The following is a 14,825-nucleotide window of genomic DNA, read 5'->3' as shown; positions in this document are numbered from 1 at the left end:
CTAAAATTCGTCGTCCGCGGCTTCCGGAACATCAATATCTTTTTTAATGATCTTGAGATCCTTGATCCGACGTCCGCGGATGCGCAGTACTTCCATCCGGATCGCCAGATCATCCACTACATCGCCCTTTTCCGGAACGCGGCCCAGTTTCTCGATGAAGTAGCCGCCGATCGTATCCGCGTTCTCATTGTCCAGGTCCAGGTTCAGATCATCATTGAGCTGAGCGATTGTAACCATGCCGTCGACAATATAGGTGTCCGTATCAATCCGGTTAATTTCAGTGTAGGTAATATCATGCTCATCGAAGATATTGCCTACAATTTCTTCCAACAAGTCTTCGATCGTAACGATCCCTGAGAAACCGCCGTACTCGTCGATCAGGACGCACAGATGATGATTCTTCGCCTGCATTTCCTTGAACAGATCATCAATGTGCTTGGTTTCCGGCGCAAACAGGATTTCGCGCATGACTTTGCGAATATCATTGACGGAGCCCTTATTGATGTATTCGCGGTAAATATCCTTTAGCACGAGCATACCGATAATATTGTCCGACTCGTTCTCATAGACCGGGATCCGTGAATAGCGGCCATTGGTCAGCATCCGAATAATGGTTTCCGGTTTTTCAGCAATATCCACCAGAAAAACATCGGTTCTCGGTGTCATGACTTCCCGGGCCAGTTTATTGTCAAATTCAAAAATCCCATCAAGCATATCGCGTTCCGTCTGGTTGATGACGCCCCGTTCCTTGCCTTCCTCGATTTTCGCCCGAATCTCACTGATGGAGATTTCTTCCTCAATGTTATCCGAGTGGATGCCCAAAAGCTTGCCGAAGAACGTCGTGGAGCCGGAAAGCAGCCGGACAAACGGAATGGTAACCTTCGATATGGTGCTGACCGGTCCGGCCACGGCCAGGGCTATGGCTTCCGGTTTCTGGAGGGCGATGCGCTTGGGCAGAAGCTCCCCGAATACCAGTGTGAAATAGGACATAATCAGTGTGATGAGGATAAACGCGACGACTTCAGAGTATGGCGCCAGAAAAGGGAGCTGGTCAAACAGCGGTGCCAGGCGCGACTCAAAGGACTTGGTCGCCTGACCGGCGGTAAAGAAGCCGGCAAAGGTAATACCGACCTGGATCGTCGCCAGAAAATTGGAGGGCGATGCCATCAGGTGTTCCAGCTTGGACGCTCGCTTGTCCCCTTCGGAAACCAGGTTGTGGATCTTGAAGCGGCTGGCAGAAACGATGGCCATTTCCGACATGGAAAAGAAACCGTTGATGAGGATCAGTACAATGATAATCAATATTTGGGGTAATATACCCGGTTGGTCCATTTTCTACTCCTGTTGTAATGTATTGGAAACGGCAATCAAAATGCCGGTCCTGGCATGATCAAATGTAATCCCGCCTTGCAGGTACGCAATATAGGGTTCCCGGATTGGGGCATCACAGGATAACTCGATGGAAGAGCCCTGAATGAAGGATCCGGAAGCCATGATGACCTGGTCATCATAGCCGGGCATGTCCCAGGGTTCGCATTCAACGAAGGAATCAACCGGTGCGCCGTATTGAATCCCTTTGACGAATCGAATCAGTTTACCCGGTTCGCCAAAGCGAATGGCCTGGATGATGTCCGTGCGGCGTTCTGTTGCCCTGGGTTTGACTTCATAACCCAGATGTTCCATGAGACGGGCACAGAAAATCGCGCCTTTGACGGCTTCCATCGAAATATGCGGCGCCAGGAAGAATCCCTGGAACATCAGCCGCGTAACGCCGAAAGTGGAACCGCATTCTCCGCCGATGCCCGGAACTGTCAGGCGGTATGCTGCCTGTTCTACCAGATCGGCCCGGCCCGCAATGTATCCGCCGGTGGGCGCAATGGAACCGCCTGGATTCTTGATCAGCGATCCGGCGATCAGATCCGCGCCAAGTTCAGTGGGCTCAACGGTCTCGATGAACTCCCCATAGCAGTTGTCTACAAAGATTATGATATCATCTTTTTGATCTTTCACAAAACGAATGATATCTGCCATGACTGTCAAATTCATGGACGGACGCCAGCTGTAGCCGGTGGAACGCTGAATATGTACCATTTTCACGTCATGTTCGGCCAGCATCTGGCGGATCGTTTCCTTATCCGGCAGTCCATCCTTGAAATCCACTTCCAGATAATTAACGCCATAGTCCATTAAGGAACCGACATTTTTCTTTGAACCGATGCCGATGACATTATGAAGCGTGTCATAGGGGCGGCCGGTAATGGTCATGAGCGTGTCCCCTGGGCGCAGATTGCCGAACAGCGCAGCCGTGATGGCATGGGTGCCATTGACAAAATGCGGCCGCACCAAGGCACTTTCAGCACCGAAAACTCTGGCATAGACCGCGTCCAGCTTATCGCGGCCCAGATCCCCGTAACCATAGCCTGAGGACATGCTGAACATGGAATCACTGATGCGCTCCTCATGGAAGGCTCGGGTGACTTTCAGCTGATTGTACTCCCGAATCTCATCATAATAGGACAGTTCAGGGGCGAGCTCTTCCAAAACCCGGTCATGCAGGTCAAGCAGTTCATCGGAAATGCGGTAACGTGTTTTCAACAATTGTCTGGTCTTTTCTATCATAAAAATACTCCGTATCGAAAGATTCTGTTACACAAACCTGTGTCTCACAAAGAAATATTTTATCATGAAATGACACAGTTTTCAAAAAACAACGGTTCCCTGCTGATATAGACAAAACTCTTTCGGATCATTCCATTATCTTTGGTTGAACCTGGGCTGATCTCTGGCTGAAGATCGACTGATCACTTGAGTTGCTGGCATCGGCTGAAGTTTCTCAGCGGACTTCTCTTCGCGAAAGACTAAGTTCGAATATCTCAGTTGATGTTCTTCCCTTTTCGGCGCAGAACGATTTCTCCCGCCAGTCCCATTCCTGAGACAAGCAGGAAACTGATGAGCCAGATCAGCCAGGCATTATTGGTTCTGCCTCCTCCCGGGTCGATTCCATCTCTTTGGAAAAGCATGGCCAGGACATATCCCCCGATATGTCCCGCCAGGACGAATCCAGTCAGAATCCGGCGCTTAAAGCCGATGGCCAGACTAAGAAGAATCAGTGCGATCAGCGCCATCAGATCCGGCCAGGACTTCATTCCATGCAGTCCGAAGGTCAGATGGCGAGTCAATAAATAGAAGATCCCCAGCAATGAGTAAGAGATCAGCACCATCCAAAGGTGGTTTCGGGTTCCGGGGGTACATGGTTCCTTCCTTTGAATTGAATTTTTTGATGTATTTTGATTCATAGGGTGATTCGTTTGCTGATTCGTTTGCTGATTCATGCTTGCCAGCTCCTTTGTTTGGCCGTTTTCAGTTCGAAAAAGGTTTTTTCATTGTCTGAACAGATGGGAAAAGGAAAGGCAGGCCAGGATAATGCCTGTGCCTGCCGGAATGATCTGAGTTATTGAACTGATGTGTTAGGCTTCGGCTCCGGTCATCTCGGTTTCATCTTCCTTGTTGTTGAAGAGGATGGGTTTGGACGGCGTAATGGTGGTGATGGCATGTTTATAGACCAGCATTTGCTTTCCGTCAGAGTCGAGGATGACAGTAAAATTATCAAAACCCTTGACGATGCCTTTCAGCTGAAAGCCATTGACCAGGTGGATGATTACTCCAAGTCTGGATTTTCTTGCCCCATTCAGAAAAATATCCTGAAGATTGTTCGTTGTCTTATTCATAGTTCCTCCCGTCGGGTAGTCCCCGCTTTCTATTTCTTGGGTGTCTGATGCGTTGAAACATCACTTTCTATTTTAGCGACCATTTGTTCATCTGTCATCAATTCTTTTGACAGTTCCGCACAGTTTGGATCATTTCGAAACCAGGTCATCTGGCGTTTGGCATAATTTCTGGATCCCTGCCTGATCTGATCCACTGCTTCCTCCAGGGACACCTTCCCCTCCAGACAGTGAAGCAGTTCCTTGTAGCCGATCCCCTGCATGCTCTGATGCATCGGTCCTAGTCCCTGCGCCTGAAGCGACCGGACCTCTTCCAGAAGACCTTCCGCCATCATGACATCAACCCGGCGGTTGATCCGGTCGTAGAGGCGGGCTCGGTCCATGCTGATCCAGTAATAGTAGATCTCCAGATCCTGGCGCAGCACCTTTTCCTCCCCATATTCCGAGAACGCCCGCCCGGTCATTTCCTGAACCTCCAGTGCCCGGATGACCCGCTTGACGTTGTTGGCATGGATGCGTCCGGCAGAGACGGGATCCTGCTGCTGGAGAAGCTGATGCAGCGCTTCCCGCCCCTGGTCCCGGAGAACATCTTCATACTTGCGGCGAATTTCGTCTGACCGGTCAGCCGCCGTGAATCCCAGCGGATAGATGACGGAGTTGATGTAGAGACCCGTTCCCCCGGTGAGGATCGCAATATGACCGCGCTCATGAATCTGCTCGATGGTCTTCAATGCCAGTGTCTGATATTCAGCGGCGGAGAAGGCAGTGGCCGGGTCAAGAAAATCCAGGAGATGATGCGGAACCCCCCGCATGTCCTCCGGCTTGATTTTGGCTGAACCGATGTCCATGCCCCGGTAGATCTGCATGGAATCACAGGAAATGATTTCACCGTTGAGGCGCTGTGCCAGTTTCACCGCCAGGTCAGACTTGCCGACGCCCGTGGGGCCGGCCAGAACAATAACCCGCCGCTCCATCATTGGATCCTCCGAAACATCTTTTCGATCTCAGTCCGGGTGAAGCGGATCATGGTGGGACGGCCGTGCGGACAGGTGAACGGCTCCTTGAGGTAACGCAGGTCTTCTAAAAGGTGCTGCATTTCGGGCAGGGTCAGTTCGTCATTGGCTTTGACGGAAGCCTTGCAGGCCGCCGTCGCGATCCTCAGATAGCGAATTTCCTGACTGGTCCCCTTCCCCAGGTTTTTCAGATTGTCCAGTATGCTCTTGAAATAGGACTCGGCGTTGCTGCCGCTCAGGAACAGCGGAACTTCCCGTACATTCAACGTCCGCTCCCCGAAGGCTTCAATGGCAAAGCCCGCGGCCTGAAATACCGCCTCATTCTCCAGCCAGACGGCGTAGTCATCCACCGCCAGATCCAGGACCTGAGGCAGCAGGAGCGGCTGGATGGGAAGATCACCCTGGAGCAGATCCTCCATATAGCGTTCAAAGTTGATTTTCTCATGTGCCGCATGCTGATCAATCAGGTAGAGGGCATCGCCCAGTTCCGCCAGAATGTAGGTCTTGCTGAACTGCCCCATTATGCGGGGCATGGGGAACTTCGGAAGGACTTCCTCGGCTGCTTTCGGCAGTTGTATCTCGGGGGCAGAGCCCGTGGGTTGGGGACTCTGGCTGATGGGGTTATCCAGCCGGTGACGGGCCGTGTCGGATTTGAGGTCAACGGGCAGTCGGACTTCGGCGGGCTCTCCCTCCGGCCGGGGCCAGGTTTCCTGAACATGAGCCGGTTCCTGGAAATAGCTTGATGAATCCGGCCGAGGGGAAGCTTCTTCCCGGATCAGACTGTCACGGGAGGTTTTGTCAAAGGGCATAAAATCGGCGGATTGAATGGGCTGGCCCGCGGTTTCGGGGGTTGTCTCCCGGACCGGATCAGAGGCCAGGCCCTGTTCAAAGCCCAGGTTGCCCTGATACATGGTGCGCAGCGTGCCGTGGATTGTTTCAAAAACGGTGTGGAACATAAGCCGTTCATCGCTGAACTTGACTTCCGCCTTCTGGGGATGAACATTGACATCCACCGTATGGGGCGCCAGTTCCAGGAAGAGGACAAAAAACGGGAATTTATTGATGGTGATAAAGCTCTTGAACGCCTGCTCGACGGCGGCGGTCAAAGAGCGGGAGGTAATGTAGCGGCCATTGATAAAGATCGTCTGCTGATTGCGCGAGCCGCGGGCGATCTCCTCATTGCCGATGTAGCCGTGGATTTTAATGCCGTCGGCTTCCCGTTCAAACCAGGTCACCTGCTCGGCGGTCTTGCGATTGTAGACACTGCGGATGACATCGAGCAACTTCCCGGTGCCGTAGGTCCGGAATACAAGCTTCTCGTTGTTGTAGAAGGTGAAGGCGATCTGGGGCTGAGACAGAGCCAGCCGGGTCAGGATATCCGTGACGTTGGCCGTTTCCTTCTGCGCGGTCCGCAGGAACTTCAGCCGGGCCGGGACATTGTAGAACAGATCCCGGACATCGATGATCGTGCCCTGATCCAGGGCCGAGTATTTCCGGAATTTTTCCTCGCCGCCTTCGTAGAACACCTCCATGCCGTCCTGTTCCTCTTTGGCATGGCTTTTCAGCAAAGTGCGCGAGACAGCGGCGACACTGGCCAGCGCTTCGCCGCGAAAGCCCAGGGTCATGATATCGAAGATATCGTCAATTTCCTTGATTTTGCTGGTGGCATGAGGCAGGAAAGCCCGTTCCATGTCCGCATTGCGGATGCCGTGTCCGTCATCGAGAATGCGGATCAGGTCCAGACCGCCGTTGACTACTTCAACGGTAATATTTCGGGCGCCGGCATCGATGGAATTCTCCACCAGTTCCTTCACCACCGAGGCGGGCTTCTCCACGACTTCCCCGGCCGCGATCTTGGAGGCCGTTTCCTGACTGAGCAGGTTGATTCTGAATTCGGGCACGTTAATCTCCTTTCAGCTGATTTTGCAGTTCATACAGCTTCATCATGGCTTCCATGGGACTCATGGCGTTGAGGTTCAGTCCGCGCAGTGCGTCCAGCACTTCCTGGGCACAGCCGCCGCCTTCATCCAGCAGCACATCCATGAAGTTCAGCTGCTGAATCCGCTCGGTTCGCTCCTTGATCTTCTTCTTTTTCCCGGAGTCTTCCAGACCCAGCAGAATCTCGCGGGCCCGCTGGATGACTTCCTGGGGCAGGCCGGCCAGCCGGGCTACTTCGACGCCGTAGGATTCATCCGCGCCGCCGGGAATGATCTTGCGCAGGAAAATGATGGACTGACCCACTTCCTTCACGGCAACGGAGTAATTGCGCACGCCGGGCAGCTGTTTCTCCAGGGCAATCAGTTCGTGGTAATGGGTGGCAAAGAGGGTTCTGGCCTTGATGCCGTCTTCCTTCATCAGGTGTTCGGTCACTGACCAGGCAATGGCCATGCCGTCGTAAGTGCTCGTTCCCCGCCCCACTTCATCCAGCAGGATCAGGCTGTCATGGCTGGCGTTCTTAAGGATATTGGAGACTTCGGTCATTTCCACCATGAAGGTGGACTTGCCGCCGGACAGATCATCCGACGCGCCGATGCGGGTGAAGATCCGATCGGTGACGGACAGATCGGCGGACACCGCCGGAACGAAGGATCCGATCTGAGCCATTAAGGTGATTAAGGCCACCTGGCGCATGTAGGTGCTTTTTCCGGCCATGTTGGGACCGGTGATGATCAGGAAGTTGTTCTTCTTAAAGTCCAGCAGCGTGTCATTGGCAATGAATTCGCCGCGCGGGATCATGGCCTCCACGACCGGGTGGCGTCCATCGGCAATCTTGATGACGCCCTGATTGTTGAACGACGGGCGGACATAGCTGCGATCCAGGGCAACCTTGGCAAAAGCGGCGTAGCAGTCCAGCTGGGCCAGAACAGCAGCGGTCCGTTTGAGCCGTTCCGTATTGGCTTCAACCTGGTCCCGCACCTGGACGAACAGGCTGTATTCCAAATCCTGGAGCTTTTCCTCGGCGCCCAGGATTTTTTCTTCCATTTCCTTGAGTTCCTCGGTGATATAGCGCTCCGCATTGGCCAGGGTCTGCTTGCGCACATAGCGCCCTTCCGGGATTTTTCCGAAATTGGCCTTCGTGATTTCAATGTAGTAGCCGAACACTTTGTTGAACCCGACTTTCAGGGAAGAGATGCCCGTGACGCTGCGTTCCTGGGCTTCCAGCTGAGCGATCCACTGGCGGCCATGGCGCTTGATGTCGCGCAGCTCGTCGACGCCCTTGTCATAGCCGGCTTTGATGATTTCGCCTTCCTTCGACGAGACGCCGGCGTCCTCTGAAATGGCCCGCCCGATCAGATCTGCGATATCGGCCAGTTCATCGAGTTCTTCGCGCAGTTCTTCCAGCACGCCGTACTGCACCTGTCCCAGCAGCTGCTTGACTGTGGGGATCCGTTCCAGCGACTGCTTCAGGCTGAGCAGCTCCCTGGGATTGATGTTCTTCTGGGCCACTTTGCCTGACATCCGCTCGATGTCATAGACGCCTTTGAGCGTCTCGCGGATTTCCTCGTTGAACCCGATGTCCCGGTAGAGCGCTTCCACGGCGTCCAGCCGGTTCTGGATCTCCTGCTGCACAATGAGCGGCTTTTCAATCCAGCGCCGCAGATTGCGTGCCCCCATGGCCGTCATGGTCTGGTCCAGGATCCAGATCAGGCTGCCGCGCTTGGACTTGTCCACGATGTTTTCCGTCAGTTCCAGATTACGCCGGGTGTTCAGATCCAGCGCCATGGTATCGGAGACGGCATAGGCTTCCAGGGTCGTCAGATGAGACAGCGACATTTTCTGAGTGCTTTTCAGATAGTTCACCAGCCCCAGGACGCACTGCTTGCCGTTATAAGGGACGCTGCCCTGGATGTGGGTAAACTCATGATGGAGGACGGCGTCCTCTTCCAGGGGCAGCAGATGCCCCTGCAGGGTGACTGCCGTGCGGACTTCCCGGCGGACCAGTTCGGCCACCTCGTCTTCTTCAAACAGCAGGATTTCCCGGGGATCGTACTTGGCGATTTCCGAACGGAGAATTTCCAGATCATAAGGAAAGCTGGCGGTCAGAAAATCACCGGTGGTGATATCGGTGACAGCCAGAGAGATTTCCGGATAGGAGCCATTGCCTGCGCCTTTTTTGATCGCCATCAGATAGCTGTTGGCATCCTCGGTCAGGAAGGTTTCATCATTGATGGTACCGGGCGTAATGATCTTGATCACATCGCGCCGGACAATGCCCTTGGCCAGGGCAGGATCTTCCATCTGCTCACAGATCGCGATGCGGTAGCCTTTGTCGACCATCCGGCCGATGTAGTTTTTGGCCGCATGGTAGGGAATGCCGCACATGGGGGCTCTCTCTTCCAAGCCGCAGTCCCGTCCGGTCAGAACCAGTTCCAGTTCCTTGGACGCCACCTGGGCATCCTCAAAGAACATCTCATAGAAGTCACCCAGCCGGAAAAACAGGATACAGTCCGGGTATTCTTCCTTTAACTTGAAATATTGCTGCATCATGGGTGTCAGTGCCATGTGAATACCTCTTTTCTGCAATTTGCGCGGAATCCCGCAGGATCCCGCCGTGGGAGCATGGATTGCCCCAGGTTGCGCCGACACCCTTTTCAGGACTGTCCGGCGCGGCTTTCCCGGTTTGTGCGGGAAGCCATAGTATAACTGTAGCACAGGTTCCAGCCCTTGCCAAAGTAAGGGAAACCTGCAGCGAAAAAAAACTATGCGGCCGGTCCGCTGGGGCGAGAAGACCGGGAGACATAGTTTTTTAAGTCATGGGATGAACCGCTGTTTAACTGCTGTGTTCGACGGCTTCTCCATACAGATTGAAGGAATTTGCACGGGTGATGCGGACCGGAATGAACTGCCCCACCAGGGTGGCATCCCCTGGGAAGTTGACGAGCTTCCCGGTCCGGGTCCTTCCGGAAAACACAGTTTCGTTGGTCTTGCTGGGACCTTCCACCAGCACTTCATGGATCTGTCCCACCAGGGCCTCATTGCGCTCCATGGCTTTGCGGTTGACCACTTCCACCAGACGGTTAAACCGTTCATGCTTGACTTCATCGGAAATCTGGTCCGGCATGCGGTCAGCCGGGGTGTTGTTGCGATTGGAGTAGATGAAGGTGAAGGCCAGATCATAGCCAACTTCCTCACACAGGCTCAGTGTTTCCGAAAAGTCTTCCTCGGTTTCTCCGGGGAAGCCGACAATGATGTCGGTGGAGAGGGCGACTCCGGGAAGTTCCCGGCGTACCGTTCGTATCAAATCAAGATAGGTTTCCCGGTCATATTTGCGGTTCATGATGTTCAGAATGCGGCTGGAACCGCTCTGCACCGGCAGATGAATCTGCTCTGTGATGTGTTCTGATTCCTTCATGGCACGGATCACTTCAAGATCGATGTCCTTGGGATGGCTGGTCATGAAGCGAATCCGGCGTACACCGGGGAGGTCATTGACCATGCGCAACAGCTGAGCGAAGCTCACCGGTTCCTCCAGGCCCTTGCCATAGGAATTGACGTTCTGACCCAACAGAGTGAATTCGACATAGCCCTGAGCAATCAGCTCGCGGATTTCCTGCAGAATGGCCTGGGGGGTTCTGGACTTTTCCCGGCCGCGGACATAGGGTACGATGCAGTAGGAGCAGAAATTGTCGCAGCCGTACATGATCGTCACATAAGCGGACAGACCGGATTCGCGTTCCACCGGGACGCCCTCCACAATCCGCTGCTCATCGGACAGAATTTCCCGGACCTGTACTTTGTCCCGCTTGGCCTGGAACAGATATTCCGGGAACTTCCAAGCATTGTGGGTGCCAAATACAATATCAACATAGGGATAGCGTTTCAGAATATGTTCCGCCACGCCCTGCTGCTGCATCATGCAGCCGCAGACTGCAATGATCATCTCCGGATTCTTCTCCTTGAGTTTTTTGAGCATACCCAGATTACCGTAAACTTTCAGCTCAGCATTTTCCCGGACACAGCAGGTGTTGAAAATGATACAGTCTGCCTGATGCTTGAACGGAGTGGGTTCATACCCCATCCCCTTCAGCATGCCGGCCAGCTTTTCTGAGTCTTCTTCATTCATCTGGCAGCCCCAGGTTTCAATGAAGTACTTCAGTCCCTGTCCCATGGGCTTTGCCTTGTCCGATTCCAGTGGTTTATACATAAGGATTCCATGCTCTGCCGAGCCGGAATCAGTGTGATTCAATGCGCTTTGTTCTTCAGATTTGCTATGTTCCATTTCAGTTGTCACGGGAAATCACCTCTTCTATCTCGATATTATAACAGAAATCGACCACCTGTTCCAATTCTATGGGAAGTCGCCTGAGGGTGGTCTTTCGGGCGGCTATTTGAGCAGCGGCAGCCTTTTGAGCAGCAGACTTCAAAGCAATGATCCTCATAGCAACGAAGATAGTCCCTGTCCGATGAGTCTCTCGCTGATTTTACTCACCAACGCCCAAAAATCCTAGAGCTAATTGAAATGCGGCACGGACAGAATTCGATCCACTCGGTTTCACCAGATCCCAGGTTTCTTCCGGGATTGGCTTCCATCATCCACTAGCCAGCCATGAATAAAGATCCTGCCCGTTGGCAGGATCTTTATATCAGTTCAGTTCCTCCGTACCGTCTCCTGCAGGCTTATCCGTCGATTCAGGTTAATCCCACATGACAGGTTAACTTCTCGAGACAGGTTACCTTCTCGAGACAGGATACCTTCTCGAGACAGGTCAATTTCCCAGCAAGGATTTTCAAATGGATGTCCGAGGAGCTTCGCACCACTGTTTTTTCTGGTAGATCCACTGACTTTTATTGTACATGGTCTTGAAGCCGTGTTCCTCATACAGGGAAATGGCCCGGGTATTGTCCTCATAGACTTCCAGCATGATCTGTCGTATGCCCTGCTCTCTGGCAGCGTTCAGCAAGGCGTCCAGCAGGATGTGTGCCAGTCCTCTGCCCTGATAGGGTGGCAGCACCCCGAAGTTGACCAGATAGAACGCAGAACTGTTGGTGATGATCTGGCCATAGGCACAGGGGGTGCCATCCCATCTGAGGAGCAGGGACAGCCGATCAATGTAGCTTTTGTTCTTCATTTCCGTCTGGACGTCGAGCCAGACCAGCGGGGTACGGCTTTTATCATGGAAAACGCCGTTTTGTATATTTACCCGGTCGGTCATGTCCTGAGAGGTTTCGACCGGGGCGATTCGGATGTGCTCCAAGATCTCTTCCGGCAGCGGATGACTCCGGTGAAACTCCAGAGGCAAATTCATGACCCGATGGTTTTTTTTGCGCAGAAATCCGATATGTTCCAGCACGCTTTCATTCAGCGGCCGGTCACAGGTATGATATTCAAATTTATCATGCATCAGCTTCAGACTGACTTTATCGAAGCATTCAGTCCGGATGAAATGGTAAAGCTCGTCCTGAGGCACCTCGACCCGGTCATCGAGAATCATCGTTTCGATGGGATGGACGACAGCTGCTTTCTTATAGCTCAGATAGAATACCGGCACCTGACGATAAAACACCAGCTTGTCCACGGAACGGGCTGTCATCCGCGAGATAAAATTCTGATCAAATGTCTGGGGCTGCGCCGGTTGATTCAGCGTATTAAACAGTGCTGCCCGGGCAAAGAAATCAGGGTACTTCTGGAGATCCTCTGCTTGGGCGTTATGTAATTGAAAATCTGTCATAGCTGTCTCCTCTCCCCTTGTACTGGCCTGGTTCAGGCAGGACACTCAATACTCTTATTCTAAACCAAAATCAGCTTCTGATATATAATTTTGCTCAAAAAGATGACAATGGTGCCGCCTGGTGCTCCAAAGGATTCAGAATTTTGAATTTCATGATGCACAAGCCGGTTGACTGCCTGAATGAGCGGCTGGGGGCTACGCGAAAAAACGCACTCCGGAATCGGAGTGCGTCTGCAATGTTCGGTTTAACCGGGATTATTCGACAGCCTTCACGCTGAGGGATACTTTCTTGTCCTTTTCGTTGGAATCCAGGACCATGACCTTGATGATGTCCCCAATGGTCAGGACATCACTGGGCTTTTCCACTCTGGCATGGGACAGCTGGGAGATATGAGCCAGTCCGTCGACGCCGGGTTCCAGTTCGATAAACGCGCCGAAGTCCGTGAAGCGGACCACTTTGCCCAGTACGATGGATTCATTCGGGTACTTCTCGGAAATGTTCTTCCAGGGATCTTCCTGAAGAGCCTTCATGGAGAGGGACAGCTTTTTATTCTCCTTGTCAATGCCGATGATCTTAACCTGAACCATGTCACCGACCTTCAGAACGGAGGATGGCTTTGGAATCTTGCCGTGAGTGATTTCTGAAATGTGGAGCAGTCCATCCACGCCATTGATGCTGATGAATGCACCAAAGTCTGTGAGGCGCTCAACGCGGCCTTCATGAACCTGATCGACTTCCAGTTCTTCCCAGGTCTTGCCTTCCAGCGCCTGTTTCTCTTTGAGCATATGCTTCTTGCGGGATCCGACAATGCGGGTTGAGCCTCTTCTTTCTTCTGCCTCGATGACGTTGATGTCAATTTCCTGACCAACAAACTGCTTGAGGTCGCGGACTGAGTTAACATCGACATGGGAAGCCGGGATGAAGATGCGATGACCCTTGTAGAAGGCAACCAGACCGCCCTTGACTGCTTCCTTGACTCTGGCCGGGATGGTTTCATCCTTGCCCAGAACGGCCAGAAGCTCATCCTTGGATGCTTCGCGCTGTACTTCTTTTACAGACAGGATGTAGAAGGAATCATTCTCGATGGGACGGCGGATGATCTTAGCTTCTACTTCGTCTCCGATGGACATCAGATCGGTCAGTTTGGCTGAATCATCGAAGGAAACTTCGTCAAGGGCAAGTTTGCCGTCGTTGCCGGCTCCGATGAGCGCGATGATGGCTTCTTTGTCATCCAGCTGAATGACTTTGCCTTTGATGATCTGTCCCATCCGAACCGGATGGTCATATTTCTGCATGAGTTCTTCCATGGTCATTTCTTCTTCGGGCTTTTCTGCAACGGCTTCTGCAACCGGCTCAGAAACTTCCACTGTCGCTTCTTCTGCAACCGGTTCAACAACTTCTTCTGCGATCAGTTCAGCAACTTCCTCTGTCACGGCTTCTGCTTCTTCAGCAACCGGAGCGGCAGTCTCTTCGACAGGCGCAGTCTGTGTCACTGCGGCTTCGTTGGTTGTTTCTTCCAGCACCGGAGTGTTCTCGTCAATTCTCATTTCGTCGTTCATAATAGTTCAATTGCCTCCTTGATGATCCAGTCCGGGGTTGACGCACCGGCTGTGACTCCAATTTTCTCGTAACCTTTGAGCTCTTCGATATATTGTTTTAATTCTTCAGCATTTTCCACAAAGAAAGTGTGATTGCAGTTTGTCTTGCAAATCTCATAGAGCTTCGTCGTATTGGAGGAATGCTTTCCTCCGATGACAACCATCGCATCCACTTCCTTGGAGAGTTTCGTGGTGGAGGTCTGACGCTGCTCTGTGGCGGCACAGATGGTGTTGATCGCAACCATTTCTTTGGTGCGGGTGGCCAGTGTTCCAATGAGTTTTTCCCAGTTGGACTGCCGTTCGGTGGTTTGAGCCACAACGCAACATTTCGTCGGGATGGTGAAGTCAACATCCCCTCCCTTGGAAATCAATGCGCTGTTGCCGCACCAGCCGTTGATGCCGATGACTTCCGGATGCGAAGCATCCCCGAGGATGATGATCCGATAGCCTTTGGCATGATACTCACTGACTTTGCGTTGAATGTTTGTAACGTATGGGCAGGTCAGATTCAGGACTTTATCCGTTATCGTACCCAGTTCTTCCAGTTTTGCCTTTGTCACACCGTGACTCCGGATCAATATGGTGTCATCCTTTGTTACACTGCCGAAGTTTTCTTCAGAAATTGCATGGATTCCGCTTTGTTCCAGCTTCTTAACCACATCGCTGTTATGGATCAGTTCTCCGAAGGTCAGAACCCGTCCTTTGGGATTTTTCATATCCAAAGCGTTGGTTACAGCCCTCTGAACGCCAAAACAGAACCCCGCGTGATCGGCCAGAATAATTTCTCTCATGGCTCTGCTCCTGTCCTCGACTTCGAT

At 52.7% G+C, this 14,825-nt stretch carries 11 protein-coding genes; all 11 read right to left on the bottom strand.

Going from position 1 to position 14,825, the window contains the following annotated elements; genetic code table 11:
* Positions 1 to 1,332 carry a hemolysin family protein gene (locus tag P6M73_RS09000; protein ID WP_277852723.1) on the bottom strand — a complete coding sequence of 444 codons (1,332 nt, stop codon included), beginning with the start codon at positions 1,330 to 1,332 and terminating at the stop codon, positions 1 to 3.
* A 3-nt stretch (positions 1,333 to 1,335) separates the two neighbouring features.
* Positions 1,336 to 2,619, bottom strand: a complete 1,284-nt coding sequence (locus P6M73_RS08995; RefSeq protein WP_277852722.1) for a methionine gamma-lyase family protein — start codon at positions 2,617 to 2,619, stop codon at positions 1,336 to 1,338.
* A 254-nt stretch (positions 2,620 to 2,873) separates the two neighbouring features.
* Positions 2,874 to 3,332, bottom strand: coding sequence for a hypothetical protein (locus tag P6M73_RS08990; protein ID WP_277852721.1), 459 nt, complete (start codon positions 3,330 to 3,332; stop codon positions 2,874 to 2,876).
* Positions 3,333 to 3,467: 135 nt separating this feature from the next.
* Positions 3,468 to 3,728: an RNA chaperone Hfq gene (gene hfq, locus P6M73_RS08985; protein WP_277852720.1), complete on the bottom strand. Its 261-nt coding sequence runs from the start codon at positions 3,726 to 3,728 to the stop codon at positions 3,468 to 3,470.
* A 29-nt stretch (positions 3,729 to 3,757) separates the two neighbouring features.
* Entirely contained in the window at positions 3,758 to 4,699 is a 942-nt protein-coding gene (gene miaA, locus P6M73_RS08980; protein WP_347276332.1) for a tRNA (adenosine(37)-N6)-dimethylallyltransferase MiaA, read from the bottom strand.
* Positions 4,699 to 6,639, bottom strand: a complete 1,941-nt coding sequence (mutL, locus tag P6M73_RS08975) for a DNA mismatch repair endonuclease MutL (RefSeq protein WP_277852718.1) — start codon at positions 6,637 to 6,639, stop codon at positions 4,699 to 4,701. Before mutL ends, miaA begins: the two co-directional genes overlap by 1 nt.
* A gap of 1 nt (position 6,640) precedes the next feature.
* Positions 6,641 to 9,241: a DNA mismatch repair protein MutS gene (gene mutS, locus P6M73_RS08970; protein WP_277852717.1), complete on the bottom strand. Its 2,601-nt coding sequence runs from the start codon at positions 9,239 to 9,241 to the stop codon at positions 6,641 to 6,643.
* A 268-nt stretch (positions 9,242 to 9,509) separates the two neighbouring features.
* Complete coding sequence (gene miaB, locus P6M73_RS08965) at positions 9,510 to 10,883, bottom strand: tRNA (N6-isopentenyl adenosine(37)-C2)-methylthiotransferase MiaB (protein ID WP_277852716.1); 1,374 nt, start codon at positions 10,881 to 10,883, stop codon at positions 9,510 to 9,512.
* A gap of 583 nt (positions 10,884 to 11,466) precedes the next feature.
* Complete coding sequence (locus P6M73_RS08960; protein WP_277852715.1) at positions 11,467 to 12,408, bottom strand: GNAT family N-acetyltransferase; 942 nt, start codon at positions 12,406 to 12,408, stop codon at positions 11,467 to 11,469.
* Positions 12,409 to 12,663: 255 nt separating this feature from the next.
* Positions 12,664 to 13,968, bottom strand: coding sequence for a S1 RNA-binding domain-containing protein (locus P6M73_RS08955; RefSeq protein ID WP_277852714.1), 1,305 nt, complete (start codon positions 13,966 to 13,968; stop codon positions 12,664 to 12,666).
* The gene (gene ispH / locus P6M73_RS08950) at positions 13,965 to 14,798 is read right to left on the bottom strand and encodes a 4-hydroxy-3-methylbut-2-enyl diphosphate reductase (RefSeq protein WP_277852713.1); all 834 of its coding nucleotides are present in this window, start codon (positions 14,796 to 14,798) and stop codon (positions 13,965 to 13,967) included. Before ispH ends, P6M73_RS08955 begins: the two co-directional genes overlap by 4 nt.
* Positions 14,799 to 14,825 lie beyond the last annotated feature (27 nt).

The sequence above is a fragment of the Anaerococcoides asporogena genome (assembly GCF_029590275.1).
Classification (GTDB): domain Bacteria; phylum Bacillota; class Clostridia; order Clostridiales; family Clostridiaceae; genus JG1575.
Note: the sequence above shows the minus strand (reverse complement) of the source record. Positions and strands in the feature narration are given on the sequence as shown.